This window comes from Ruegeria sp. CE12 (assembly GCF_056537525.1).
Genome location: NZ_JBQFRS010000008.1, coordinates 102,848 through 128,407, shown reverse-complemented (window position 1 = coordinate 128,407; position 25,560 = coordinate 102,848). Strand labels below are relative to the sequence as shown.

24 protein-coding genes are annotated in these 25,560 nt (G+C 56.1%); 11 read left to right on the top strand and 13 right to left on the bottom strand.

Going from position 1 to position 25,560, the window contains the following annotated elements; translation table 11 throughout:
* Positions 1-21: 21 nt before the first annotated feature.
* The 4 genes from truB (at position 22) to rpsO (ending at position 2,974) form a co-directional block, all read left to right on the top strand.
* Positions 22-927 (top strand): tRNA pseudouridine(55) synthase TruB, encoded by a 906-nt coding sequence (gene truB, locus ACR0IO_RS17475; protein ID WP_480743105.1) that lies wholly within the window; start codon positions 22-24, stop codon positions 925-927.
* A 21-nt stretch (positions 928-948) separates the two neighbouring features.
* Positions 949-1,458, top strand: a complete 510-nt coding sequence (locus tag ACR0IO_RS17470) for a DUF1643 domain-containing protein (protein ID WP_155146340.1) — start codon at positions 949-951, stop codon at positions 1,456-1,458.
* A 95-nt stretch (positions 1,459-1,553) separates the two neighbouring features.
* Positions 1,554-2,555: a calcium-binding protein gene (locus ACR0IO_RS17465; protein ID WP_480743102.1), complete on the top strand. Its 1,002-nt coding sequence runs from the start codon at positions 1,554-1,556 to the stop codon at positions 2,553-2,555.
* Between the two features lie 149 nt (positions 2,556-2,704).
* Positions 2,705-2,974, top strand: coding sequence for a 30S ribosomal protein S15 (gene rpsO, locus ACR0IO_RS17460; protein ID WP_008757925.1), 270 nt, complete (start codon positions 2,705-2,707; stop codon positions 2,972-2,974).
* A gap of 281 nt (positions 2,975-3,255) precedes the next feature.
* Here the strand turns inward: rpsO and ACR0IO_RS17455 are convergent, their stop codons facing one another.
* From ACR0IO_RS17455 to ACR0IO_RS17445, 3 genes are all read right to left on the bottom strand, one after another.
* Entirely contained in the window at positions 3,256-4,350 is a 1,095-nt protein-coding gene (locus ACR0IO_RS17455; RefSeq protein WP_480743098.1) for a Hint domain-containing protein, read from the bottom strand.
* A 315-nt stretch (positions 4,351-4,665) separates the two neighbouring features.
* A complete protein-coding gene (locus tag ACR0IO_RS17450; protein WP_155146346.1) occupies positions 4,666-6,267 on the bottom strand; it encodes a BCCT family transporter in 1,602 nt (533 codons plus the stop codon).
* 230 nt (positions 6,268-6,497) lie between these two features.
* On the bottom strand, positions 6,498-8,066 hold the full coding sequence (locus ACR0IO_RS17445) for an arylsulfatase (RefSeq protein ID WP_480743095.1): 1,569 nt from the start codon (positions 8,064-8,066) through the stop codon (positions 6,498-6,500).
* Positions 8,067-8,214: 148 nt separating this feature from the next.
* Between ACR0IO_RS17445 and ACR0IO_RS17440 the strand changes: the two genes are divergently transcribed.
* Complete coding sequence (locus tag ACR0IO_RS17440) at positions 8,215-9,117, top strand: LysR family transcriptional regulator (protein WP_480743093.1); 903 nt, start codon at positions 8,215-8,217, stop codon at positions 9,115-9,117.
* A gap of 9 nt (positions 9,118-9,126) precedes the next feature.
* On the opposite strand, the gene ACR0IO_RS17435 is transcribed toward ACR0IO_RS17440, so the two are convergent.
* From ACR0IO_RS17435 to ACR0IO_RS17425, 3 genes are read right to left on the bottom strand one after another with little or no spacing between them, the layout of a single operon-like run.
* Positions 9,127-10,308 (bottom strand): carbohydrate porin, encoded by a 1,182-nt coding sequence (locus ACR0IO_RS17435; RefSeq protein ID WP_480743091.1) that lies wholly within the window; start codon positions 10,306-10,308, stop codon positions 9,127-9,129.
* Positions 10,305-11,069 carry a DUF3299 domain-containing protein gene (locus ACR0IO_RS17430; RefSeq protein ID WP_480743089.1) on the bottom strand — a complete coding sequence of 255 codons (765 nt, stop codon included), beginning with the start codon at positions 11,067-11,069 and terminating at the stop codon, positions 10,305-10,307. The genes ACR0IO_RS17435 and ACR0IO_RS17430 overlap by 4 nt, the downstream gene beginning before the upstream one ends.
* A gap of 45 nt (positions 11,070-11,114) precedes the next feature.
* Entirely contained in the window at positions 11,115-12,488 is a 1,374-nt protein-coding gene (locus ACR0IO_RS17425; protein WP_480743087.1) for a metal-dependent hydrolase family protein, read from the bottom strand.
* A 253-nt stretch (positions 12,489-12,741) separates the two neighbouring features.
* On the opposite strand from ACR0IO_RS17425, the gene ACR0IO_RS17420 reads away from it, so the two are divergent.
* The 3 genes from ACR0IO_RS17420 to ACR0IO_RS17410 all read left to right on the top strand — a co-directional run bounded on the left by ACR0IO_RS17420 (position 12,742) and on the right by ACR0IO_RS17410 (position 17,235).
* The gene (locus ACR0IO_RS17420; protein WP_480743085.1) at positions 12,742-13,629 is read left to right on the top strand and encodes a hypothetical protein; all 888 of its coding nucleotides are present in this window, start codon (positions 12,742-12,744) and stop codon (positions 13,627-13,629) included.
* 227 nt (positions 13,630-13,856) lie between these two features.
* Entirely contained in the window at positions 13,857-16,007 is a 2,151-nt protein-coding gene (gene pnp / locus ACR0IO_RS17415) for a polyribonucleotide nucleotidyltransferase (RefSeq protein ID WP_480743082.1), read from the top strand.
* Between the two features lie 208 nt (positions 16,008-16,215).
* Positions 16,216-17,235, top strand: a complete 1,020-nt coding sequence (locus ACR0IO_RS17410; protein ID WP_480743079.1) for a Hint domain-containing protein — start codon at positions 16,216-16,218, stop codon at positions 17,233-17,235.
* Positions 17,236-17,250: 15 nt separating this feature from the next.
* Here the strand turns inward: ACR0IO_RS17410 and ACR0IO_RS17405 are convergent, their stop codons facing one another.
* Entirely contained in the window at positions 17,251-17,628 is a 378-nt protein-coding gene (locus tag ACR0IO_RS17405; protein WP_480743077.1) for a winged helix-turn-helix transcriptional regulator, read from the bottom strand.
* Positions 17,629-17,750: 122 nt separating this feature from the next.
* Between ACR0IO_RS17405 and ACR0IO_RS17400 the strand changes: the two genes are divergently transcribed.
* Positions 17,751-18,662, top strand: coding sequence for a PLP-dependent cysteine synthase family protein (locus ACR0IO_RS17400; RefSeq protein WP_170336416.1), 912 nt, complete (start codon positions 17,751-17,753; stop codon positions 18,660-18,662).
* A 119-nt stretch (positions 18,663-18,781) separates the two neighbouring features.
* Here the strand turns inward: ACR0IO_RS17400 and ACR0IO_RS17395 are convergent, their stop codons facing one another.
* Genes ACR0IO_RS17395 through ACR0IO_RS17385 form a run of 3 tightly spaced genes read right to left on the bottom strand, consistent with a single transcriptional unit; the run spans position 18,782 to position 20,515 of the window.
* Complete coding sequence (locus ACR0IO_RS17395; RefSeq protein ID WP_170336414.1) at positions 18,782-19,402, bottom strand: transmembrane anchor protein; 621 nt, start codon at positions 19,400-19,402, stop codon at positions 18,782-18,784.
* Between the two features lie 16 nt (positions 19,403-19,418).
* Positions 19,419-20,147 carry a HupE/UreJ family protein gene (locus ACR0IO_RS17390; RefSeq protein WP_480743072.1) on the bottom strand — a complete coding sequence of 243 codons (729 nt, stop codon included), beginning with the start codon at positions 20,145-20,147 and terminating at the stop codon, positions 19,419-19,421.
* 59 nt (positions 20,148-20,206) lie between these two features.
* Positions 20,207-20,515: a hypothetical protein gene (locus tag ACR0IO_RS17385; protein WP_480743070.1), complete on the bottom strand. Its 309-nt coding sequence runs from the start codon at positions 20,513-20,515 to the stop codon at positions 20,207-20,209.
* 343 nt (positions 20,516-20,858) lie between these two features.
* Here ACR0IO_RS17385 and ACR0IO_RS17380 point away from each other — a divergent pair, with 343 nt between their 5' ends.
* Positions 20,859-21,548 carry an outer membrane protein gene (locus ACR0IO_RS17380; RefSeq protein ID WP_480743067.1) on the top strand — a complete coding sequence of 230 codons (690 nt, stop codon included), beginning with the start codon at positions 20,859-20,861 and terminating at the stop codon, positions 21,546-21,548.
* 97 nt (positions 21,549-21,645) lie between these two features.
* Here the strand turns inward: ACR0IO_RS17380 and ACR0IO_RS17375 are convergent, their stop codons facing one another.
* Entirely contained in the window at positions 21,646-22,296 is a 651-nt protein-coding gene (locus ACR0IO_RS17375) for a peroxiredoxin (RefSeq protein WP_155146372.1), read from the bottom strand.
* Between the two features lie 219 nt (positions 22,297-22,515).
* Here ACR0IO_RS17375 and ACR0IO_RS17370 point away from each other — a divergent pair, with 219 nt between their 5' ends.
* Positions 22,516-23,955 carry an aldehyde dehydrogenase family protein gene (locus ACR0IO_RS17370; protein WP_480743064.1) on the top strand — a complete coding sequence of 480 codons (1,440 nt, stop codon included), beginning with the start codon at positions 22,516-22,518 and terminating at the stop codon, positions 23,953-23,955.
* 58 nt (positions 23,956-24,013) lie between these two features.
* On the opposite strand, the gene ACR0IO_RS17365 is transcribed toward ACR0IO_RS17370, so the two are convergent.
* Together ACR0IO_RS17365 and ACR0IO_RS17360 are read right to left on the bottom strand one after the other, a co-directional pair.
* Positions 24,014-24,448: a glyoxalase superfamily protein gene (locus tag ACR0IO_RS17365; protein ID WP_480743062.1), complete on the bottom strand. Its 435-nt coding sequence runs from the start codon at positions 24,446-24,448 to the stop codon at positions 24,014-24,016.
* Between the two features lie 173 nt (positions 24,449-24,621).
* Positions 24,622-25,497 (bottom strand): cation diffusion facilitator family transporter, encoded by an 876-nt coding sequence (locus ACR0IO_RS17360; protein WP_480743060.1) that lies wholly within the window; start codon positions 25,495-25,497, stop codon positions 24,622-24,624.
* Between the last annotated feature and the right edge of the window lie 63 nt (positions 25,498-25,560).

Sequence of the window (25,560 nt, the reverse complement as noted above, 5' to 3'; positions counted from 1 at the left end):
CAGCAAAGGGCAAGGTGCAAGATGGGACGCAAACGCAAGGGTCGTGACATTTCAGGCTGGCTGGTGGTGGACAAGCCCGCGGGCATGACCTCGACCGCTGTGGTCAACAAGGTGCGTTGGGCTATGGACGCCAAGAAAGCAGGCCATGCAGGCACGCTGGACCCCGAGGCAACCGGTGTTTTGGCCGTGGCTTTGGGTGAGGCGACCAAGACCGTTCCCTATATCACTGACGCCTTGAAAGCCTACACCTTCACTGTGCGGCTGGGTCAGGCGACCAACACTGACGATGCCGAAGGTGAAGTTATTGCGGAAAGCAATGCGCGCCCATCGGACGACGATATCAAACAGGCGCTGACTCCGTTTCTGGGCGACATCATGCAGGTCCCGCCCAAGTTCTCGGCCGTGAAGATCGATGGGCAGCGTGCCTACAAGCTGGCCCGCGATGGCGAGGATATTGAGCTATCCGCCCGGCCCTTGTGGGTTGAAGAGCTGATCCTCGTTGACCGCCCCGACGAAGATCACGTGGTGCTGGAAATGACCTGCGGTAAAGGCGGTTATGTGCGATCTATCGCCCGCGATCTGGGCGCGGCGCTGGGGTGCCACGGCCATGTCAGGGAACTGCGCCGTATCTGGTCCGGCCCGTTCGAAGTCGAAGACGGGTTGAGCATCGAACAGATCGACGAGATGGCCAAGACCACTGCGCTGGACGAGTATCTGCACCCGCTGGAAACCGGGCTTGCAGATTTACCGGAACTGAAATGCACACCCGAAGGTGCCACCCGTCTGCGTAATGGCAATCCCGGTATGGTCCTGGCTTCGAACGTGGAATACGGCGACGAGGCCTGGGCCTCGCTGGACGGCAAGGCCGTTGCTGTAGGTATCTACAAATCCGGCGAATTGCATCCCAACCGGGTGTTCGTCGATTAAACGGCGTGTTAGGCGAAGGGCATGATCACCCGAACGCATACCAAGGGCGACGCGCCCTCGACCGCCATATACTCCGATTGCGAGAACTATCGCTATAGCCTGACCCGCATCTGGGACCCGGCCGGGCGCAAGGCGTTATTCGTCATGCTGAACCCCTCCACCGCGACCGAGGTGCAGAACGACCCCACGGTCGAACGCTGCGAACGCCGCGCGCGTGCGCTGGGATTTGGCGCGTTTCAGGTGACCAACATCTTTGCATGGCGCGACACCGACCCCCGCAAGATGCGTGCCGCCGGCGATCCGGTTGGGCCGGAGAATGACACGGCTATTCTGGACGGTGTCGAATGGGCTGATCAGGTCATCGCAGCATGGGGCACCCATGGTGCGCATCTGGATCGCGGTCCTGCCGTAGAGCATCTGTTGCGTAAAACGGGGCACCCGCTATACCATCTTGGACTGACCAAGGATGGCCACCCCAAGCACCCCCTCTATATCGCATACACTCAGCAACCCGAACGCTGGGACGGGTGACAAAGGGTTAACCACAGAGTCAGGTTGGCTTTGACCAACCCACTGAACACATGGAACATTTTACTCAAGAAGCACTGTGCTTTCGGAGGGGTTCCATGTTTCTGATCGGGTTTCTTGGTCTGGCCGCTGTTGGTGGCGCGGCCTACGCACTCAGCGATGTCTTCATCACTGATGAAAGCGATTCTGACGACGTAGACGACGATGCGCCAGAGGACGGTTTTTCAAACGGTCAGTTTCTCGAAATTGATGAGAATGTCGATGAACCTACAGCCGATGACACCGGACATGTGATCTCGGAATGTAACGGAAATCTCGTCATGGTTGGGCAGGATGAAGCAGACACTCTGTCAGGACAGGACGGGAACGATCAAATCAATGGATATGGCGGTGACGATACCATCGATGGCGCCGCTGGGGATGACATCCTGCATGGCGGAGATGGCGAGGACACACTGACCGGTGGCACCGGCAATGACTTATTGCACGGAGAGGCAGGTGACGACCTGCTGGCGGGCGAAACCGGGGATGATCAACTCTTCGGCCATTCTGGCGACGACGAATTGAACGGCGGTGAAGGCGAAGACGAGCTGTTTGGCGGGCAGGGCGACGATACCTTGCTAGGAGGCGGTGATGACGATGCCCTGCAAGGGGGCGCAGGTAACGACATTCTGGCAGGCGGTGAGGGCGCGGACTCAGTGTTCGGCGGAGATGGCAATGACACATTGTCGGGTGACGACGGCGACGGAACCGAGACGAGAGATTTCCTGAATGGGGGTTCCGGCGATGACACTATAATTGCCAATGGCGGAGATGTGGCCACGGGCGGTGCGGGCGCTGACGATATTATTCTGGATACCGACACCGACGACGAAGAAGTCACCGTCATGGGTTTCCAGCCGGGTGAAGACAAACTGCTGATCACTTGGGAAGAAGAGGCTGATCCGGAAATCAGCATCCAACGGGACGACGAAAACGAAACCCTCACCCGGGTGACGGTCAATGGTCATGAGGTGGCGCATCTTTTCGGGGCCGAGGGTATGACGCTCGACGACATCCAACTCATCACTCAGGCAGAACTTGCGCGATTTAGCGTGTAGGGTTAGGGACACAGAATCCCTTTGCCATTTACCCGAAATACGCTTATACGCGCGCATCCGCATCGGAATCGGTGCGGTTTTCTCCATGGGCCTGTGCTGGACGACATCCCGGCCTGCGCCATCAACTCTAACCTTTAAAGGAGACCCCGATGTCGATCACTGCCGCTGAAAAAGCACGCGTCATGAAAGAATTCGCAACCAAAGACGGCGACACCGGTTCGCCTGAAGTACAGGTTGCAATCCTGACCTCGCGCATCACCACCCTGACCGAGCACTTCAAGACCCACAAAAAAGACAACCACGGTCGTCGTGGTCTGCTGAAGATGGTTGCCCAGCGTCGTAAGCTGCTGGACTACCTGAAGGGCAAAGAAGAAGCGCGTTACCAGGACCTGATCAAAAAGCTGGGCATCCGCCGCTAAGCGCCTTTGTGTGATTTGTACCGGGTTTGAAACCCAGTTTGTACAATTAGTACGTCTTTGTACGCCCGCCATTTTGGTGGGCGTATTTATTTGCAGATCGCCAACAACCATTTCTCGCGACCGATCCGGGTTGTCGACGAATTCTGAAAGCGTTCACCTATTTTGAGTACAGGCTTTCAATTGCCCTTCATACGAACGGCAGCGCAACTTCGCAGGTGGCAAAGCTCTCCAGACCGAGTTCGCCGACCCTTGAGGAGAGCGTATCGGCCTGTGTGGGTGTTTCAATTCTGCGCGACAAACGGTCGATTGTTCTTTCCGAGTCGGGCAATGAAGTTCTTCTGGCGACGCCCAGGCGGGGTATAGCGCGCCAGATCCTGTGAATTGCCACGCTCGGCCAATTCCGGGAACAGCATCAGAACTTCTTCTATCGCGTCCGATGAAAGCGTCTTGAGGGCTTCCGGACCCGTATGCAAGCTTTCGGTTGGTGTCCCTTCGGCATAGATGATCTCATGATCATCAAACAAAAGATGGTAATAGGTAACTGGCTCTTCCGCGGTTTCAATCTCGATATCAGGTAGCGCGGTCAGTTTGTGAGCGGGAACCAAAATCTCCGAACTTCCGAACATGCGTTTGGCCACATCGGAAACGGCGAGCATCCTGTGCTGGCGGGAAACAACCAGATCACGATGCGGCAACCCAGATGCCAGTGCCCCGGCCTTGATCCGGACGGGGCGCAGTTTCTCATTTTCGCCGAGACGTGCGGCCGATACCTTTTTCTTCCCGATCCATCGGAGCGGCTGGTAGCCATTATCGCGGGTCAAAATCAGATCCCCCGACGAAAGATCTTCAACTGCTTTCAACCCGGTTTCCGTTTCAATCTGCGTGCCACTGACGAAACAGACGACATCGCCGATATCACCGGTTGTCAGGAACAGCCAGCCGTGTTGCCGGTCCGGGTCGAAATTCGTCAGTGTGATTTGGTTGAAGGGCCCTGTCACCGTGACGGTTTCGGTGACATTGGTGTTAAAGGGCGCTTCATATTCTGCCGTGGTGCCGCTGGTCCCGAAGTTCAGATTGGTGACAACCGGTGTCCCATTAAGCGTAGATTCAACCACAATGCGATCATTGAACCCGCCCGCAAATCCATTGGAATTGACGTCACCGACCGTAAATGTGAAGTCCTCGACAGGTTTTGAAAACGATAGGGTAAATGAGTCTGCACTCGTATCTACAGCATTGTCGGATTGAACAGCACCGGACCCGTTGACGAAAAAATCGCCTGTGAAAGTTGCGGTGACAACAACCGTGTCACCATCCGCGTCAACAACAGTTTGCGAGCCATTTTGCAGCAGTGTAACGAAGTTTATTGCGACCATTTATCCATCCAATCACTAATATACTTGCGACCGCTGCGAACAGAACCAACTGGCTCGTACAGATCAATTTCATTTTGCGTAAACCGAGTTTTTTCCTGTTTCAATATCTACTTAGGCTCTGCTCTTACAGAACGTGAAAAGCAGGGGCCTAGTGTTGCGGGAGAAGCTCAAAACCGCACGATATTCATTGTGTAACGAAGATTTGGGTGGTGGTCCGCTGATTGCCTGCAGATTCAAACAATCAAAGGCCTGTAATCTCATAAGCATGGAAACACCCGCCCGAAGGCGGGTGTTTCGCGTTTCTCTGCCGCTAAGCTACATCTTCGACCGTTCCGACCTCAGCGCCAGCCAGAGGCAATAGCACATGATCAGAACAACCAGCGTGAACGGAATTCCGGTCGAGACCGCAGCACCCTGTAGCGCGCTAAGCCCGCCACCCAGCAACAAGGCGATGGCCACCAGACCCTCGAGGGTGCACCAGAACACGCGTTGCACGACCGGTGCATCCATCTTGCCGCCTGCCGTGATCGTGTCGATGACCAGCGAGCCCGAGTCTGACGACGTCACAAAGAACACCACGATCAGGATCAGCGCGATTGGGGCGACGATGCCATAGAGCGGCAGCTCTTTCAGGAAGCCGAACAAGGCACCTTCGGGTGCATAGCTATCGATGACCGTTGCGCGGACGCCTTCGGCACCGCCAGCGTTCAACATGTCGATCGCCGCACCACCGAATGTCGACATCCAAAGGGCGCAGACAGCGGTAGGAGCCAGCAACGCACAGATGATGAATTCACGCACCGTGCGACCACGCGAGATACGCGCAATAAACATGCCCACAAAGGGCGACCATGCAATCCACCATGCCCAGTAGAACGTCGTCCAGCCGTGGAAGAAACTGGTGTCTTCACGACCGAACGGGTTGGACAGGGCTGGCAGGTGGCGCACATAATCAGCCATTACGCTGAAATAGCGACTAACTGCTGTTCCAATTCCTGTCACTGCGATGACGAAGATGAACAATCCCACCGCCATGATCATGTTGATCTCGCTCAGTCGCTTGACGCCTGCATCCATACCCATCAGCACCGATCCCAATGCAATCATGGTGATGCCGATGATCAGCAGAACAACAACCGTCGGGCTGGGTTCGATACCAAACACTTCATAAAGCCCTGCCGCAACTTGCTGAGCACCCAGACCCAGTGAGGTTGTCAGGCCAAACAGCGTGGCAAATACGGCCAGCGTGTCGATGATATGGCCCCACCAACCCCAGACCCGCTCGCCGAGGATTGGATAGAAAGCCGAGCGCAATGTCAGGGGAAGATCAAGGTTGTAGGCGAATATCGCAAGGCTCAGACCGACTGCGGCATAGACCGCCCATGCCTCAAGACCCCAGTGGTGGATGGTACCGACAACACCCACATATTCATTGCCGGGCACCGCTATATCCAGACCCAGAGGCCGCGCACCGCCATCTTCGGCAAAGTTGTAATAGACAGGCTCCATCACGCCGAAAAACAGCAGACCGATACCGATACCGGCTGCGAACATCATCGCGATCCATCCGGGATAGGAATAGTCCGGTGTAGCGTCTTTGCCGCCGATCCGAACGCTGCCGACCGGCAGCACGATCAGGACCAGACAGAACAAGGTGATTGCATTCACCGAAAGCACCAGAAACCAGTCAAAAGTGCTGGTTAGCCAAGGTCTTAGCCATCCAAAGAATGTGGCCGCCGCTTCCTGATTTGCAAGCGCGATAAGCACAAATGCAAAGATCACGATACTCGAGATCAGAAAAACCGGATTGTGAATGTCCAAGCCAAAAGGCCGGACGTTATCCTGCCCCAGCTCATATTCCGTTTCGAAGTCATAGATCCGCGGGTCCGGATCCAGCATTTTCTTTGATTCCGCCATTCGTTTGCCCTTCTGTTCGCCAAGTGCAAACGCCAAGGTATTCGGTCAGCGGACGGTTATGAGTGTATTACCCCCTTGGCGCGTTACCGTCATATCGACCGCGGGCTTTGTGGTAACAGCTTACACTGACAGCATAATTTCACCAAATGCATTCGTTTTACAGAATAAGTAAGAAAAAAACGCCCATCTTTCGACGGGCGCTTTCTGCATTGTAGGTTCTAAGTCGGCCGCTACTGAGACATCCCGCCTTCGCTGCTGACCTGTTCCTGAACATGCGTCTCGTTGCCGACGGTGGCGCCACGCGGTGGGAATTCTGCAAAGGTGCCCAGATGCGCTTGAACCAGACGGGCTGCGGGGCCAAATGCCCACATCTTGTTGCCCATCCAGCGCGTGTACATGCCGGATTCCTCGGCTGCCTTTTCGTAGGGGTCGCGGCGCAGGTTGAACAGAAGCGGCGCATTCAGTTCTTCTTTGGGGCCGGCCCAGCCTTTTTCCTGAATGGTAAAATGTGCCTTCCAGTCGTTGTAGCGCACTGCCTGCAGATCCGTGCCTTCATAATAGACAATTTCCTTGCGGTTGCTTGTCGTGTCACCGGTCAGATAGGAAAGCTGATTGTAGCCGTCCAGATGCACCTTGTAGCCTTCGAACCCGTCCAGCAGATCAGCAGGCAAATCCTGCGGGCCACCGGCTGCGGCGACCAGTGTAGGCATCCAGTCCATGCCGTCGAAGATACCGTTCAAAACCTGGCCTTCCGCGATCTTGCCGGGCCAGCGAATGATGGCCGGCACGCGAAATCCGCCTTCCCACGTCGTGCCCTTTTCGCCGTGGAACGGCGTGGTACCGCCATCGGGCCATGTCATCGTTTCGGGACCATTATCCGAAGTGAAAATGACGATGGTGTTGTCTGCGATCCCCAGTTCTTCGAGATGAGCGGTGACCTTGCCAACATTATCGTCCAGCTCTTTCATCACGACGTCCTGCAGCCCACGACCATCGCCCAGCATCGCCTCGTATTCGGGGCTGAGATGGGTCCAGACATGCGCGCGTGCCGGGGCCATCCAGACAAAAAACGGTGTTTCGCTTTCAACCGCACGATCGATGAAGTCGATCGTATGGGCCGTGACCTCGTCATCCAGCGTTTTCTGGCGCTCCGGTGGGGCGGGACCATCGTCAACGATGCGCTGTTTGCCAACCACGCCCCAACGGGGATCGACGGTTTCGTCCACGGTGTCTGTCGCAAAAGAATGAATGATGTTGCGCGGACCAAATTGCTGTTCGAATTCCGGGTCCTTGGGCCAATCCGGGTCGGACGTGTATTCCATTGCATTGAGGTGATAGAGCCAGCCCCAATATTCATCGAAGCCTTTGACCGTTGGCAGGAACTTGTTGAGGTCACCCAGGTGGTTCTTGCCAAACTGCCCGGTCGTATAACCCAAAGATTTCAGGATATTGGCCAGTGTCGGGTCTTCGTCGCTCAGACCTACCGGATCACCCGGCAGACCAACGGTGTGCATACCGGTTCGAACAGGATATTGGCCGGTGATAAAGGCTGACCGGCCCGCCGTACAACTGGGTTGCGCATAGTAATCAGTCAGACGCGCACCCTGAGCCGCAAGCTGATCAAGATTGGGGGTCTGGATGCTTTTGATGCCCTGATGATAACTGCCAAGACTGGCCCAGCCGACATCGTCGGCCATGATGACGAGAATGTTTGGTTTTTCGGTTTCTGCAACGGCTGCCGACGCGAGCGCACAGAATGCGGCAGCAGCGGTATACGCTATCGATTTGATCTGAAGCACCGGGTTAAACTCCTGAGAACGATGAAAAATGACCAAACGGCCAGATTAGATATTTCCTAGCGGCAGGCTCGTTCATCTCGCAATGCGGGTTTACATTTTTGCAAATTTTGAAACGTAATACGCGAAATCTGAAATTTGCGAGACCGCGATGCTGAATGAGAAATCCCTGTCCGCCTTCCTGAATCTTGCCGATACCGGTAACTTTCAGGACGCTGCCAAACGTATGGGCGTGTCGAACGCGTCTTTGTCACGCTATGTCGCAATGGCGGAAGACCAGGTGGGGTTTCCCCTGTTTCACAGAAAGCGTGGCAACAGTGGTCTGACACGCAAGGGACAGGAATTTCTGCCCATTGCCCGAAAACTGCAGTCGGAACTTCAGACCTGCGAGCTGCAGATTGCGAATATCCGATCAGATGCGGGGCAAGCCGTGCGGATCGGGTGCGGGCCGCTGACACCCCGGACCCTGATCAAACCTGCGATGCAAGCAGCGCTGCAAGTTTCTCCAGGAATGCGGGTCAGTGTGTCGGTCAGCGCGCGGCAGGCGCCGATCGAAATGCTGGAGAACCGCGAAATCGATATCTATGTGGGTGATCTGACCCATACGCCGGAAACCGAAAACATCGAGTTGATGATGTTCGAAAAACGCGCCGTGGTATTTGCTGCGCATGTCAGTCATCCGCTGCACGACACCCCCGTTCGCAAATTGCGTGACGTGTTTGAGTATCCCTTTGCCTCACCGCATCTGCACAAACATTGGCGCGCGGCACTGACCAAGGCACTGGGTGGAAACGAAGAGGCAGCACAAAAGGTCAGAACCCTGCCCCAGATCGAAAGTGACGACTATGCCTTTCTGGCCTCGCTGCTGGATGACAGTGCTTTCGTGGTTGGTGGAATGCCTGAGACTTTCAGCGAACTGACCTCTTCCGGTTCGGTAAAACTGATCGAAACCGAGCCGCAGATTACATGGAATATCTGCGCTGCCCGAAAAACCGATCTGGATCAGCCGGCCGTAGATTTGCTGTGGCAGCAATTACGTAAGCTGGCGATGTGAGAGGCGGGCTCAGAACACGATCCGGGTCCGCAATCCGAACAGGGCAATACTGTCCTGATCGGGATTGAGCAACGGGTTTGAGATGAGTTGTACCGACGGCGTGATCTGCAAGCCGGGCGAAATCGAGAATCGATAAAACGCCTCGAGCGTAAACTGATCCCCATCGACCCCGCGTGCCTCTGCCCAGTTCAGGCCCAGCCCGGCAAGGTCGGTATTGCGCCCGTAATATCCCAAACCGGCCGAAACCGAGCGCTGATACAGAGCAGCCGTTCCCTTGGCTGCGCCTGCACGAAAGAAGGGCATCCATTTGTTGTCCACGAACCACGCGGCAGAAAATGCACCACCATAGTCTTCGGGGCGACTGCCATCATTGGCAGCATCTGCATGCCAGAGCGTCAGGTGCACGTTGTCGAAATAGATGCGATCAAAACCCGAGGTGTATCCGATTTCGAGTGACTTGAAGAGGTTTCCGTCGCTGAAGACATCGAAATTCGGGTCCGAAGGATCTGCATTGGCATCCGCGACGCTGGCCACAGCGTAGAAATTACTTCTGAGCTTGAGCCCCCCCGCAATCCCCAGCCCCGGATTCGGAGCGTTGATCGTTGGGTTGGTGTTGAATGCGAGGTTCTGAAACCCGCTATAGGGACTGACCAGACCGTAAACATCGACAAAGTCTGTCACATCGATCTGACCAAACTGCAACGTCCAGGATCCGTCCGCAGCCCGCTGGGTCCAGAACAGGTTGGTCAGCAGCAACCCGTTGTCGTTAAAAGCCGTTCCGGTGATCGATTGTGCGCCACCGTTCAGACCCAGAAATTGCGGTGCGACCTCGGTATAGCTGTGCCGGTTCTCGATCTTGAAGGTCAATGAACCCCTCTCGGCGGCCTGCCAACTGCCGTAGAACCGGGCGATACCGCTGGCAGCCTCACCAGTGCCTAGATCTGCATTTGTAGTCTGGCCCAGCGCCAGATAGTCGATGTTGAAACGGAACCCGCTTTCAGCCAGCCGATCTTTCCAAGCGAACCAACCGGGGGCGATATTGCGCGGGAAATTGGAACGGTATTGCGGATCGGTCAGCCCATCGCCGGGTTCAAGTTCAGCTTCGACCGAGGACGGGCCGGACAAACCTTGCGCAACCGCTTTGTCCAGAAACACCAACGACAGCAGTGCAAGGGCCAGAGATCTGATCATTCAGAAACCTTAGGGCCACCGGTTTTACGATTGCCCGCAGCGCGAATGCGATCAGCAACGCTTTGAGTCCACTCGAGCTGATCCCCACGGGTTTCCAGTGTCTCGACACTGTCCGCATTAAGTTGAAACGTCGCGCGCATCGGCATCAGCCCGTCAACGACGACCATTTTCTGATCCGTGGGATCGATGGTGAGCCGCCCGGTAAGACGCACGGGTTCGTGGAAGTATGCGGGCGCCCAGTCACCGTTCAGACGCACCCGGATCATCTGGTTGGGTGGTGGGGGTGGCATGTGGCTGCACATGCCACGTTCGGGCACCAGATAGGCGACCGGTTGACCATCCGGATCAGGCGGGGCGGGAATGGCAAATCCCGCAAGCGTAATGGTCTGACCATCAAATTCCGGGTTACCTGCGGTTCCGGCTTTCTTGCGGCGCTCGGTCACCACCTGCCGCTGGTCCAACAGCCAGTCGACATCGATATTATCCGCCGCCAGCGCCTCTTCGGTCTCAGTCAGCAACTCCTGCCACTTCTGCCGCTCTTCCGCGCTGCCGGTATCCTGAGCCAACCTGCCCCGCAGCCGGACGACAAACAGCAGATCATCAAACTGTTCCGGACTGAGGTCGCGATACGGATCCTCAAAGACCTGCACTGACGGGTCCGGGAGATCGGACCAGTCCAGCGCGACACCTGGCGCGGCAAAAGAGGCTTGCCCCGCCAAAAGCAGCGCAGCCACCGTAATCAGCCGAAACAGGGTATTCATCTGCATTCTCCGTCGCATCGCGTATAGCGGCAGTTCCACCTTAGATCATTGCAGCGTGTTCTTGTAGATCACGCCATCCTTCATGATCAGCCGGATCGTTTCCGGGCTTTCAGGTCTTGGATCGGCACCAAACCACTGATCGCCTGTTCCCACGACCGAGAAATCCTCGAGCGGGTTGCCGTCGATCAGCAGGATATCCGCATAAGCCCCCTCTTCGATCACGCCGAGCTTGCCTGCGGGATAAGGGTTCATGAAGTCACCGGACAGTGCAACGATTTCACCCCCTGTAGAGGTCAAAGTGACCATCGAAGTGAGAGGCCCGAAGAAGTCATTGTTGAGCTTCTTCTCATAGGCAATCTGAATATTGCACGCCTCGACCGAGCCGACGCAATCCGTCTGGAAACCGCGTTTGACGGGGCATTCGCGCATGTTGTCGATATACCCGGCAAAGGTTTCGGACGCGGACTTGGCCTTGGCAAGGCTCGAAGGAACGCTTGCTACAGCGGGGATTTCCAGAAGACCGGGATCAAAGGCCGTCAGATTAGTTGTGATATAAGCCCCTTTCTCATTCATCAGTGCCGCGATTTCACAGTCGAAAGAGAACCCGTGTTCGATACTTTTGACGCCCGCATTCAGGGCATTCATGATCGCTTCTTTCCGATAGGAATGGGCCATCACGTAGCTGCCATACTCATTCGCAACCTGCACGGCGGCCTCGATTTCCTCGGGGGAACCGGCCAGCAGTTGCCACGGATCAAAGGCCGAGACCACACCACCTGACTGCATGTATTTCAATTGGGTTGCACCCATGCGGAAATTGTTGCGACCGAACTTCTGAACATCCGCAACGCTGTCCACCTCCTGCGCCATATTCAGGCGTCCGAAATTGGTCGATGCGCCGGGTGGCGAGGTGAAGCTGGCGAAATCAGCGTGACCACCACGCGTGCCCAGAAATGCGCCAGAGGGATAATAGCGTGGGCCGAGGATCTGGCCTGCGTCAATTGCCCGTCGCAATCCGCCGTTTGCACCACCGGCATCCCGCACGGTCGTGAAACCCTGCATCAAATACATCTCAGCCATGCGGGTACCGTGGATGCCGAAATCTTCCCAAGTGGCGTTTGCCTCCATCGCGGGAATGCTTGGCCCCATCAGCATCAGATGAGCGTGTGTTTCGATAAAACCCGGTGACAGGGTGCGCCCACCACCATCAATCACCGTGGCATCCGGCGCATCGATCGCATCTGTCGAAACGGTCTTGATCAGGTTGCCTTCGACCAGAACGCTTGCATTCTCAATCCGTTGCTCATTTACACCATCAAATACATGGACATTGGTAAACAATGTTTGTTCAGGCGCATCCTGTGCCGCAGCGGCGGATGCCAAAAGGCCAAACGCAAGTCCGATTGCACGTGCTTTCATCTAACTCCCTCCGATCCCTGATCGGATGGTAGATCATATTTTTAAAATTCCATATGTTAATTTTACTGTTGAGAAGGGTAGCTTCTTCACCAACTTCGGGTTTGGTTGATCTTGCAAACAAATCTCCTTTAGGTAGATTCCCGCAAAACAAGAATTCGATCACTCAGGCTATTACTCAAAACTTATAAAACCGTCGGCCGGACCGGATTGCTGTCTGGCGCGCGTACCACCCTTCTTTCAAAGGCGCCTACCAATGACCCTTATATTCAGTTCGTTACTTCTGTCATTTGGCGTTTTTGCGCGAATGGTTGTTCCCGTGATCCTGATCAGCGCCGCTTCGTTTGTGGTTTGGGCTGTACTGGGTATCGTTACACTCGGCTTCGCAAGCTACGTCAGCGGACCAGTCACAGCCATGTTCATCAGCCTGTTCGGCATTCGCGTGGCGTTGGCAGTAAAGGGTGATTTACGCCAGACTGACTTCAAGATTCTGGCACTGAACTCGTTTATGTACGGGGTCTTCTTTTTTGTCGTGGTGGGCGGTTTGGTCTTGCTTGCTAACGCCATCGCTGTTCTGGTCGCCATGTGGCAGGTCGGCGTACCCATTTCGTTGGATGCGTTCAAGAACACACCGCAATCCACCCAAGTTGCCTTTGCCTTGATCGCGGTGAGCATCAAGATAGCCGTCGTCGTCGTGGTTCTGACGGTTACTTACGCCATCATGGCGGTGCCGCTGGCAAATGCTGCCAGAGAAGCGGGCCACAGAACGCCAAGCAATGGTTTCTTTTATGGCCTCGGACGCAGCTTTCTGCCGCTGTTCTGCATCTTTTTCGTGTCTTTCTTCCTGCAGTTCTATTTTGAACTGTTAACGCTTCTGTTCGCGGTTCTACCACTCGTCGTATCCATAATTTCCATCGTTACGGGGCAGGCTTTGCCGGATTTTGACCTGGATATCATACTCCAAGGCATAGCCGCCTTAGCCGGGCTTTTATGGCTGAATTCGTGGATCTGGTCGGCATCGGCTCTGGCCCTGTTGAAGTTTGACGGAAGCCCAGAGGCCCAGAGGAAACCAGTGCCACCCACAGGCCCTGAAACTGAGACTGACATTCGCGCGCTGCGCAAATCTCGCGAGCGGTCGTTTTGAGTTTGGGCAGGTGTTCGGCTGATTTTCGATCTGTCGAGGCTGATGATCGCCCACGAAAGTGAGACCTCTTTTAATTCGGCCCATTCTCATGTATGCGCGCGGTATCTGAGACGTTGTGCCCTGACCCCGGCACTCGAATGGAAGATAAATTGGGGTCGGCGGCAATGGGGCCGCCATGCAAACGGGAGACCCGGAGGGCCGGGAGTGCTCCCATCTAGGATACGCATATGTTTGATGTAACTAAGAAATCGATGCAGTGGGGCGAAGAGACGCTCACACTGGAAACTGGCAAAGTTGCGCGCCAGGCCGACGGCACCGTGATTGCCACGCTGGGCGAAACCAGCGTCATGGCGAACGTAACCTTTGCCAAGCAACAAAAGCCCGGTCAGGATTTTTTCCCGCTGACCGTGCATTATCAAGAGAAATACTATGCCGCCGGTAAGGTTCCGGGTGGCTTCTTCAAGCGCGAGGCGCGCCCGACCGAGAAAGAGACGCTGACCGCGCGTCTGATCGACCGTCCGATCCGCCCGCTGTTCGTTGACGGCTTCAAAAACGAAGTTCTGGTGATGTGCACCGTGCTGAGCCACGATCTGGTCAACGACCCTGACATCGTTGCGATGATCGCCGCTTCGGCTGCCCTGACCATCTCGGGCGCACCGTTCCGTGGTCCGATCGCAGGTGCCCGCGTTGGTTTCGTGGATGGCGAATATGTCCTGAACCCGACCGTGGACGACATGCAGGACCTGCGACTGAACCCTGAACAGCGTCTGGATCTGGTTGTCGCTGGCACCAAGAACGCCGTGATGATGGTTGAATCCGAAGCTTACGAGCTGTCCGAGGCAGAGATGTTGGGCGCCGTGAATTTCGCACACGAGCAGATCCAGCCGGTTCTGGACCTGATCATCGATCTGGCCGAAGAAACCGCCAAAGAGCCGTTTGAGTTTGAAGCGCCCGATTACTCGGAACTGTACGCTGCCGTTGCAGCCGCCGGTGAAGAGCAGATGCGCGCCGCTTTCGCAATCACCGACAAGCAAGAGCGCACCGCCGCTGTTGCCGCTGCCCGTGAAGCGATCAAGGAAGCGCTGACCGAGGAACAGCTGGAAGACGGCAACCTGGGTTCGGCGATGAAAAAGCTGGAAGCCGGCATCCTGCGCGGCGACGTTGTCAAAGGCGGCAAGCGCATCGACGGTCGCTCGACCACCGATGTCCGTGCCATCGATGCTGAAACCTCGCTGCTGCCGCGTACGCACGGTTCTGCCCTGTTCACCCGTGGTGAAACACAGGCACTGGCCGTGACCACGCTGGGCACCGGTGACGACGAACAGTTCATCGACGCACTGCACGGCAACTTCAAATCGAACTTCCTGCTGCACTATAACTTCCCTCCGTATTCGGTTGGTGAAGTTGGCCGCGTTGGTTCGCCCGGTCGCCGCGAAATCGGCCACGGCAAGCTGGCATGGCGCGCGCTACAGGCTGTTCTGCCCGCACCGACCGACTTCCCCTACACCATCCGCGTGGTGTCGGAGATCACTGAATCCAACGGCTCGTCCTCGATGGCTTCTGTCTGCGGCGGCTCGCTGTCGATGATGGATGCGGGTGTACCGCTGAAAGCACCGGTTGCCGGTGTGGCCATGGGTCTGATCCTTGAAGATGACGGTGACTACGCTGTTCTGACCGACATCCTGGGTGACGAAGACCACCTGGGTGACATGGACTTCAAAGTGGCGGGTACCGAGAACGGCATCACCTCGCTGCAGATGGACATCAAGGTCGCAGGCATCACGCCACAGATCATGGAAACCGCTTTGGCACAGGCCAAAGAAGGCCGGATGCACATTCTGGGCGAGATGGGCAAAGCCCTGTCCGAGACCAATGAATTCTCGGTCCACGCGCCGCGCATCGAGACCATGAACATCCCGACCGACAAGATCCGTGAAGTGATCGGCTCGGGCGGTAAGGTCATCCGCGAGATCGTGGAAACCTCGGGTGCCAAGGTCGACATCAACGACGACGGCGTCATCAAGATCGCCTCGCCTGACGGTGAATCGATCAAGAAGGCCTATGACATGATCTATTCGATCGTGGCCGAGCCAGAAGAAGGTCAGGTTTACACCGGCAAAGTCGTGAAGATCGTCGATTTCGGTGCCTTCGTGAACTTCTTTGGCAAGCGCGATGGTCTGGTCCACGTGTCCCAGATCGAGAACCGCCGCCTGAACCATCCGTCGGATGTTCTGAAAGAAGGTCAGGAAGTAAAGGTCAAACTGCTGGGCTTTGACGATCGCGGCAAGGTCCGCCTGTCGATGAAAGTCGTCGATCAGGAAACCGGCGAAGAGATCATTCCTGAGAAGAAAGAAAAGAAAGAGGAAGGCGCAGAATAATCTGCCCACCCTTTGACTGACGGAGGCCCCGGTGTATCCACCGGGGCCTTTTTTGTGCCAGCACGACCTTTCGCGACTTAGCTGTACTGCACGTCTGCAGATCACGCCGCACCCAACGAGCCGTGAAAGTCCCTAGGAAGACACACGCAAAAAGTGTATCATTTCATTATAGATTTAACCTCTTGTTGTGATTGGATGACTTTCAGCCATGGAATTTATCACAATTTACGAGATCAACAGCGATCCACTGAGTAACACCAATGTCGTGGTGCTGAACGCTTATCAGGTCGAAATCATCGATACTGATAGCAGCCTCGAAGACCCGGATGCGGATGGAAACCCGCAGCTGGATGTCAGCGGTGTTCCCGGGTTCATCGGCAACTCTACGAACTTTCAGGTGTTTGAGACCTACAGCGGCAACGTCGGCGGGAATCCGGTTACCTTTACGCTGCTTCAGTTCTCAAATCCCCAATATGTCGTCGTCACTTCTGGCGAAGTGGCGGTTGGGGACACGATTGCGAATACCAACAACTCGATCGTTACTGCGCCGCCAACCGAATACGACACCATACCCACCTTCGTATGTTTCACTGCTGGCTCAAGAATCCTGACCCCGACAGGTCTGCGCCGGATAGAAACACTGAAACCCGGTGACCACGTGGTAACCGCTGATGGCAGCTGCAAACCCCTGCGCTGGGTCGGCAAACGCCGGTTGTCAGCACAGGAGCTGAAGATCGACTCTCATCTTTGCCCCATTCGCATTCGGGCAAACAGTTTTTCCAAAGGCTGCCCCCAGCGCGACTTGCTTGTCTCGCCTCAACATCGGATCGCGGTCACATCCGCGTCGATGGAGTTGTACTATGCCGACAGCATGATGCTGGCCCCTGCAAAGGGCATGGTCGATGGCCGGGATATCACGCAGATGCCGCCCGATCAGGATGTCATATACATCCATCTGCTGTTCGACAGTCACGAGCTGGTCAAAGTTGAAGGCGTCTGGTCTGAGTCATTCTATCCCGGTGACACCACGATGAGTGCGGTTTCACCTGCAACCAGGCGCGAGCTTTTCGAGCTTTTCCCCGAATTGACGTTGAATGCAAAGAGTTACGGTCCGACTGTGCTGCCGGTCCTGAAACCCTATGAGGTACGCGCGCTGCAATCAGAACTGTCGGTTCCAGTGGCACTGTCAGCTGATTACACCGCGCCAGAGGCTGTCAGGCTGTCATAGCCGTACAAAGCGACCTTAGTTGGAAGCATTTGCCACTGTGGCACCTTCGTCCGGATCATAAAGCCCGCCACCCAAATGCGCATGACCCCAGCGCATAATCTGCAACAAGGCAGGCTCCAACTCTCGCCCCCGGGGTGTAAGCTGATATCGATAGCGAACAGGCCGGTCCTGATAGGCCTCGCGCTCGACCAATCCCCATTCCATCAGTCGTTTCAAACGTTGGGACAACAAGTTCGGCGGCAAGTGTTCTTCGCTGTTTTGGAGTTCCTGAAACGTATGTTTTCCGTGCCACATCAGATCGCGTACCACCAGAAGGGTCCATTTATCCCCTAGGATTTCAAGGCTGCGCGCAATGGAGCAGCGGGAGCGAAATTCATGATCGGCTTGAGTCATGTCAACCTCTGGTCAGGCAATGCACACATCGGTTTACCCCAGTGACTTAATAAATGGAAGCTTGATGCAAATAGTAACTTAACTTATGGAAGTTACCATTCTCACCTTCGAAAGACATGATCATGCTCGCCATCGGAAATACGCCCCTCATCAAGCTGACCCGTCTGACCGGACCGGATCACGCCGACATCTATGTTAAGTGGGAAGGGGCGAACCCGACGGGCAGTATGAAAGACCGCATGGCCTTGTCGATGATCGAAGGCGCAGAACGGCGCGGTGAATTGAAACCCGGAGGGCGCGTCGTCGAATATACGGGCGGCAGCACCGGAAGTTCGCTTGCAATGGTTTGCGCAACGCGCGGTTATGAGGCGCATTTTGTATCCTCGAACGGGTTTTCCGAAGAAAAGCTACAGACGATGCGGGCCTTTGGCGCCGGAGTCGAGATTGTTCATGCAGAAGGCGGTGTGCTGACTGCCGATGTGATCAACCGGATGATCGCACGGGCCAAGGAACTGACCGGCGAACCCGGTACATTCTGGCCGGATCAGGTCAACAACATGGACAATAAGCTGGGTTACCACGGCATGGCGCAGGAGATTCTGACACAGGCCAGCCGCCCAATCGATGCCTTTGTCATGGCTGCAGGAGGGGGTGGCTGTATCTCTGGCAATGCCGAGGTTCTGAAAGCCCACAATCCGGGGACCGAAATCGTTGCGATCGAACCCTACCATGTCCGCAACATCTCGGGCGGGGATACGGGCGGTACGCACAAGCTTGAAGGGATCGGGCTTTCCTTTGTGCCTGCGATACTACGCCGGGACCTTATCGACTCGGTTATCCCGGTGAAGGATGAAGACGCTTATTGGGGCGCCCGAACGCTGGCCCATAGCGAGGGTCTGCTTGGCGGGGTTACGTCCGGTGCGAACATTTGGGCAGCCCTACAAAAAGCCCGGGAACTTGGACCGGGTAAAACCGTGGTGACCGTGATCATCGACACCGGTCTGCGTTACTTGAAAGACAATTTGCACGGCTAGTCAGCCATGATGCTGAACCGGGCAGCGTCTGGCCCGTCGACATGCGATGATTTCACTTGAGAGGTATCGAGCCAAAGCCCGTGGTTGCCCCGACTCGCGATTGAGCCGGGGCATCCTGATCAGTAAGTGCGTTTCAGATCGCTGTAGGCACCGCGCAGTTTCACGGTCACCGTGATGTCCTGCTTGTCCCGGTTGCGCCAAAACCAACCGTGATTGCCATCAAAGGCTGCAACCAGATCGCCGCGGTCGTCGGTCTTGCCCCTGCCCTTTTCATAGCTGATCGACTGATCCGAATTGTCGCCATGCAGATCAAAGTTGATGCGCCCACCTTCGGCGACCCACTCATATTCTGCGACGGCACCTTCTTCCATGACCAACTTCCACTCGATCCCTTCGCCCGGTGTCAGGGTGAATGAAAATTCGTCTGACCAAGGCTCAGTGCTTTCTTGTGCATAGGCGGCCCCAACAAAGGCCCCCATGATATCCAGCAGCAGATTCGATTGCTCGTCACTTGCCGCCTGTGCATCCCGGGCGGCCTCATCCGCCAGTTCGGTCTTGATCTCACCCATTTCGGTCAGCCCTAGAACCCGGCCAATCCGCGTGGGATCAATACCGTACTCTGCTGGCAAAACGATGGTGATCAGAATGGCCACGGCCGCAATCGCGGCGATAATGGTGGATCGGATGAGTTGCTGTGAGCTTGGCAGCTCCTCGGGGGAAGGTTTTTCAGAGTTGTACATGTGTTTCTCCGCGAATTCAGGTTGTGATGAAAAGGCCGGTGAGCTGATAGCCAATCAGGACAAAGCCGGCTGACATCATCATCACGTTGACCGTGTAGGCGTTTTTCCAGAAGAACGGGGACTTTCGCCAAAAACCCATGACGATCAGGATCATCGCCAGGGCCAGCATCTGGCCAATCTCGACCCCGACATTGAAGGCCAGAAGGTTGGGCAGCAGCCCGTCCTGCGGAATGTCATAATCAAGGATTTTGGTCGCCAGACCGAGGCCGTGGAAAAAGCCAAAGATCAGCGTCGCCAGCTTGGTATTTGGCTGAAACCCGAACCAGCGCTGATAGGCGCCCAGATTGTCCAACGCCTTGTAGACGACGGACAGGCCGATGATCGCGTCAACGATATAGGCGTTGACGTTCCAACCGAAGTAAACCCCTGCCAGCATGGTCGTGGAATGCCCAAGGGCAAATATGCTGACGTAGGTGGCGACGTGTTTGGCCCTGTACAGGAAAAACACGACTCCGAACAGAAACAGGATATGGTCATATCCCGTCACCATGTGCTTGGCGCCAAGATAGGCAAAGGGGATCAGTTTGACGCCCCAGATCTGCTGGATATAGCCGGCATCACCGGCGGTTACGTTATGCGCGGCGGCATAGGTTGCGCTGAACCCGAGCGCCGCAAGGATAAGGGTTGCCAGAAGCAGGGATTGGCGCATCGCCAACCCGCCCCAGCCCCTTTGGACTGCGTGCATGAGAATTTCTCCGCTTTTTTGTAGGAATGATCTTTGGGCCCGCCGGAGGGCGGGACAGATCAGACGCGCGGAGGTCGTTCGAGCCGATAAACCGGATTGGGTGGGTCGACAAACGGGTCCAAAACCCCGGCCAGCCTGTACTCCGTAACCGGCAGGGCTGAACCATTGCGGATCAGAATGGCCGAGCTGTGGTCGTGATCGGCCACATCATGACTGTGACCGTGCCACGACCAGTAACGATCGACGCTGTCGCCATGTGAATGTCCGTGATCGTCGTGAACAGCCTCAGCACGGGCTTCGGCCAACAGAAAATCTGTTGGGTGCGAAAACGACGGGGCCAGCGACCAGACGAGCAGTGACAGGGCCATAACCGAAACGAAGACTCGTCTCGTCCAATTCCTGATATCTTTGCCCGGTTCCAGTTGCATTTTAAGCTCTTACATCGGCCTTGCTGAGACCCCTGCCCTCAACCTGACCTACCCCCGTTTGGAATTTCAGAGCAATCCCTAAATTGGCGTCAACCACCATGCCGCACTGCAGGTGGCGAATGACTGCCGGTTGGCGGCAAAGCAAAGAACAATTCACGGGCAGAATTTATTCGCTCACGCAGCGCCAACTAAGAGTGACCCGGTGTGAAGGCCCGGAGCCTTCCTTTTGCTGCCCTCTCTCCCACATGTGCGCCATGCACCATTCGGAACAAAGGACACAGTTATGGTTACTCGTCTTCTCCTGACATCGGCCGCCCTGACGCTGAGCGCATCGGCATTGGCCGCCCAAAGCCTGTCGGACGGCGCCTATATTCAGGGCTTTATTGGATACAGCCAACTGCAGGACAGCGACTTCTCGGGCACGATCGGCGCTGCGACCCAGTCGGTCGATACGGATTTTGATGGCGGATACGGGCTTGGCCTGGCCATCGGTAAGGAAATACCGCAATGGTCGAACGACAATGTCGGCACACGGATCGAGCTGGAGCTGTCCTATCGAGACAATGATGTGGATGGTGTGAATTTCTCGGGCAACGGCCCGGCGCCCGAAGGCAACGTGTCGGGCGATGTCAGCCAGACCTCGTTGTTTGCCAACGTGCTGTTTGACTTCAAACAGAGCGGCAAGGTCACTCCTTTTGCCGGGTTTGGTCTGGGCGCCACCTATTCTGATCTGAACTTTGTCTATGGACCCGGCGTAGCACTGGATGACAGCGACACCAATTTTGCGGCACAGCTGATTGCGGGTGTGGCCTATGACATCAACAGCTCAACCGCGTTTACCGTCGATGCCCGCTATTCCCGTGCCTTCGATGTGTCCTCGCAACGGCTGGCACCAAACGGAGCGTCGACCGGCACGGTTGAGGATGATCTGGATACGTTCAGCGTGAACTTCGGTCTGCGCTACAGCTTCTGAACGCAGCACAGGGGAAACGTCTCGGTTCCGTTTCCTCTACCCGCGTGCCCGGTATCTGTAGGATCAGGGCACGCGGAATTTCAGAAGGGTTTAACCCTTACTCAGGCGCTTTGGTCTTGCGCAGGTAGGGGAAGATTGTCTCAAACTCGCCAAATTTCTCTTTGGCGTCTTCGTTCGAGACGGTCGGCGGGATGATTACATCCTCACCCGGAACCCAGTTCGCCGGCGTCGCAACACCTTTAGCGCTCATCTGCAGACCATCCAGCGCGCGCAGTATTTCGGCAAAGTTCCGGCCAACGGTCATCGGATAGGTCATCGACAGTTTCAGTTGCTTGTCCGGACCAATGATAAAGACCGAGCGCACGGTGGCGCTGTCGGCAGGCGTACGGCCATCGGGCAGATAGGCTTCGGCCGGCAACATGTCGAAGGCTTTCGACACGGCCAAACCATCATCAGCGATAATCGGGAAACCGGGGTTGGCCTTGCCGTATTCCTCGATGTCCTTTTTCCACTTCTTGTGGTCCTCGACACCATCGACCGACACACCGATGACCTTGGTGTTCCGCGCCGCCCATTCGTCGTTCAACTGTGCAACGGCCGAAAACTCGGTGGTGCAGACAGGGGTGAAGTCCTTGGGGTGCGAGAACAGGATGGCCCAGCTGTCGCCAATCCAGTCGTGGAACTGAACGGTGCCCTGATCCGTTTCAGCGGTGAAATTCGGGACGGTATCGTTGATGCGCAAACCCATTGGGAATCTCCTTTCCTGTGAAAAACTCCGAGTCGGTTGATGCCAACCTAATCACTTTGCGCAGAGGTTAAACCATTCATGTTGCTCTGTCAGAAGATTTGGCAGATACATAATTTGATCAAATTATGATTTCCCACTTGCCCCGCATCGGGTCGGGTGACAGAGTGCCCTAGAAAACCGACCGATCGGTCGATTGATTTCTGCTCCGGAGGATGAGCCATGATCGAAAAACGCGATTTCTATATCAACGGCAAATGGGTCGCCCCCTCGGCGGCAAATGATTTCCAGGTAATTAACCCGTCGACCGAAGAGCCCTGTGCCGTGATTTCGCTGGGTTCCGAAGCTGATACAAATGCTGCGGTCGCCGCCGCCAAGGCAGCGCTGCCCGGCTGGATGGAAACGCCAGTGGAAGAGCGTATCGCGCTGGTGGAAAAGCTGATCGAAATCTACCAGACCCGCGCCGAAGATCTGGCGCAGGCCATGTCGCTGGAAATGGGCGCGCCGATCGACATGTCGCGCACACAGCAGGTTGGTGCCGGGACCTGGCATCTGAAAAACTTCATTCGAGCAGCCAAGGCGTTTCAGTTCGATCGCCCGCTGGGGGATCATGCCCCCAACGACCGCATTATTTATGAGGCCGTAGGTGTTGCCGCGCTAATCACGCCATGGAACTGGCCGATGAATCAGGTCACGCTAAAGGTCGGTGCAGCAGCCATCGCAGGCTGCACGATGGTGCTGAAACCATCCGAGCAGAGCCCGCTGAACGCGATGATCTTTGCCGAGATGATGGATGAGGCAGGTTTCCCCGCCGGTGTCTTCAATCTGGTGAACGGGGACGGTGTCGGCGTTGGTTCGCAGCTTTCGGGGCATCCGGATGTGGATATGGTCAGCTTCACCGGTTCGACCCGCGCCGGAACCGCGATTTCCAAGAATGCAGCCGATACGCTGAAGAAGGTGCATCTGGAATTGGGTGGCAAAGGTGCGAATGTCGTCTTTGCCGATGCCGATGAAAAGGCGGTCAAGCGGGGTGTTCTGCACATGATGAACAACACCGGCCAAAGCTGTAACGCACCCAGCCGTATGCTGGTGCAGCGCCCGATCTACGATCAGGCTGTTGAGACTGCGGCAGAGGTAGCAAACAAGGTTGCTGTTGGCCCCGCTCAGGACGAAGGTCGCCATATCGGTCCCGTCGTGAACGAGGTGCAGTGGGACAAGATTCAGGACCTGATCCAAAAGGGCATCGATGAAGGTGCGCGTCTGGTTGCAGGTGGCACCGGACGCCCCGAAGGTCTCAACAAGGGCTACTATGTGCGCCCGACCGTCTTTGCCGATGCGAACAACCAGATGACCATCGCGCGCGAAGAGATCTTTGGCCCGGTTCTGACCATGATCCCCTTCGACACCGAAGAGGAAGCCATCGAGATTGCCAATGACACCCCTTACGGCCTGACCAACTATGTCCAGACACAGGATGGCGCACGCGCCAATCGTATGGCACGGCATCTGCGCTCGGGCATGGTCGAGATGAATGGCCAGTCCCGTGCGGCTGGCTCACCCTTTGGCGGTATGAAACAGTCCGGCAACGGGCGCGAAGGCGGCCTCTGGGGTCTGGAAGACTTTCTTGAAGTGAAAGCTGTTGGCGGCTGGGCTGCAGAGTAAGCACTCTGCTTGCTGATGATTTAAGGCGAGGCACGGTTTCGTGCCTCGCTTTTTTCTGTCAGGCAGGTCGCACGATCAGCTGTGGCTCTCCGTTTGATGTATGCCGGGTGGATCGGCCGTCCCAGCCAATTTCGCCCGTAACACGCTGACGAAACGCCGAGAAACTGTCGAATTGAACCACGTCTACCGGCGTATCAAAATGCAGGGTTATCCGTCGATGAGAGCCGTCGCCCATCATGGTTAAACCCCGGATTTCTGCCGAGAAAGACTGTCCGAGATAGCGGCCCTCGACCCGGTCGCCGACCCGAAGCCGCATCCGGTTACCCGCCATTGCATGCAGCGTATTCCAGTCCTTTACACCATACTGATGCGCAACTGTTTCCAGCGCCTCGCTGTGGGACAGCTTAACACCAGCGCCGCGCAGTCGTTCACGCAGCCGCCTCGCCTGCGCTTTCAATTCTTCAATCGAAGCGATGTTTTCCGTATTTGCCATTCTTTGCCTCGTTTCCTTTAACGGGCGCGAAGTCTGGACGGTGTTCGCATTGCCATCCGCGCGCCAGAAATGGGGCATCAGATGTTAATTCAATCGGGTTTCACCATGGTCAACGACCGCGAACGGCAGGGTTCCCGAACCTGCGCAATTCCTGACATCGGTCACACGAACTGTCAATTGGCCACCGCTGACTTCAGCTCAGAATCCGGCTCGAGATGGATTACAAATACCGACCCCGGGTACTTTTTCAGCAGCGCCTCTTCGATATCGTCGCAGATGTCATGAGCAGCAGCCACCGACATATCGCCGGCCACAACAAGGTGGAACTCGACGAAAATGACACTTGCTGACCTGCGACCCCTCAGATCGTGATACTCCAGCGCGGGTCCGAGATTGGCCTCAATCGCTGCGCGCACGGTTTGCAGATCCTGTTCGGACAATGAGGCATCCATGAGCCCGTCAACAGAGGAACGAATGACTTTCCAGCCTTCCCAAAGGATGTTCAGAGCGACCAGAATGGCGATAATCGGATCAAGGATCAGCCAGCCCGTAGCCAACGCAAACAACAGTCCAACAACAACCCCGACCGAGGTCATGACATCGGTGAAAATGTGCTTTGAGCTGGCCTCCAGCGCGGGCGATTTCTCGCGTCTTCCAACACGCAGCAGAATGACAGCCCAAGCGCCGTTGACGCATGTCGCAACGGCGTTGACAGCTATTCCGATCATCGGAGCATGATCCAAATGCGGAGATGGCAGCGCCGAGACAGCCTCGCGAATGATCAACAACGCCGCCAGAACGATCAACGTCCCTTCAGCAACGGCCGAGAGATACTCGGCCTTCTTATGCCCAAAAGGGTGTTTCTCATCCGGTGGTCGGCCCGAAATCTGAACCGCAAAATAGGCCAGAAGTGCGGCCGCAACATTCACAATGGACTCGAGTGCATCCGAAAGCAGCGCGACCGAGCCAGTCAGCCACCAGGCCAACAGCTTCAGCAGCAACACGGCAAGGGACACCGGAATGGACCAGGCAGCAAACTTCTGAGACATCAGCCTAATTTCTTGCGTCATCCCCTATCATCTACCACAAGGGTCAGGCTTGGGGGCGGCTTT